The following is a 1,155-nucleotide window of genomic DNA, read 5'->3' on the forward strand; positions in this document are numbered from 1 at the left end:
GTATTTGCTTTAAAGGTAGACGTTTTAAAGCATGAAAGTGTCCTTACGGCTTCTATAACCATAATAGCCAAAAACACTGGAAATAATGGCGCCTACCAGACTGCCTAAAAAGCCCCACCACCCCATATTGGAGGCTGTTTTTGTGGCTTTAGTCGCAGTGTTTTTGGCGCCCTTGATCGTATCCTCAAGATTGTCTGAGAGTGTTTCTGCCCGTTCTTCAAGGACTTTGATGGCTTTTTCGGTCTTTTCCTCTGCTCTTTGATAGAGTTGGACGGCACGGTTTACTGCTGTTTGTGCATCCGCACGGGACATGCCATCGGTCACAAGGGCCTTGATGATATCACTTCGATCAAATTTTGTCGTGAGATCTTCTATACGATCAGACAGACGCTCACCAAGATTTTTTAAAGTGGTGCGATAGTAAGAAGGGTCATTTTTGAAAGCTGTTATCGCAGAACCAATATCATTGAGTGCAGCTTGATAGGTTTGTTTCAAGCGATCAGGGTTGAGAGCAGGAATGTCGCTTTTATTGAGAAGGGTGCGCAATTCACTCCCAAGTTGGTCAAAATTGATGCCATTGTCACTATTTTTTGCAAAAAACTTTTCAAGACTTTCGCTGTTTAAGTTTGCAAGTATGGGGGAAATATTGTTTTTGAGGCTGTCCACGGTTTGTTGGACCATGGAGCTGTTTTCTAGAGCCGTTTTAGCTCCTATCTTTGCTGTACTAGAAACCACGTGGATGGCTTGGAGGGTCATCAGCAATGTTATGAGAGCCCAGGTGAGAAAGCCATGAAGAGTCCCTGAGGTTTCAGCAAAACGTCCAGCTACAAAGCCTCCCAAGGCTAGGCTAATCAGTGTAACGATAACAGAGCCCACGCCAAAGGAGAGGAAAGAGCCTTCAAATGGGGTTGAAGAAGTGAAATCCATTTGGCTTAAGCCTAAAGCGGCGACCAGAAAAGAGAGGCAGATTGAGGTGGCAAGAGCCGTCACCAGTCCCGCAAAGATTGCGGACCATGAAATGGGTGTGTGAAAGAGTGAATATTTTTCTTCTAGAGACGTTTCTCCTAGAAAATTCGTCTCGAATGGTGTGTTTTCAGGAATGCGAGTTTCCATGTTTTATCTCCTTGAATATGCTGGAGATACAATGCCTTTTTG

Annotated in this window: 1 protein-coding gene; it reads right to left on the reverse strand. The window is 44.4% G+C overall.

Translation table 11 applies throughout. The features are described 5' to 3' along the window. Positions 1-24: 24 nt before the first annotated feature. Positions 25-1,113, reverse strand: coding sequence for a DUF3792 domain-containing protein (locus ACFILA_RS09540; protein WP_375661126.1), 1,089 nt, complete (start codon positions 1,111-1,113; stop codon positions 25-27). Positions 1,114-1,155 lie beyond the last annotated feature (42 nt).

The organism is Bartonella sp. CL71SXKL (assembly GCF_042194935.1).
GTDB lineage: Bacteria > Pseudomonadota > Alphaproteobacteria > Rhizobiales > Rhizobiaceae > Bartonella.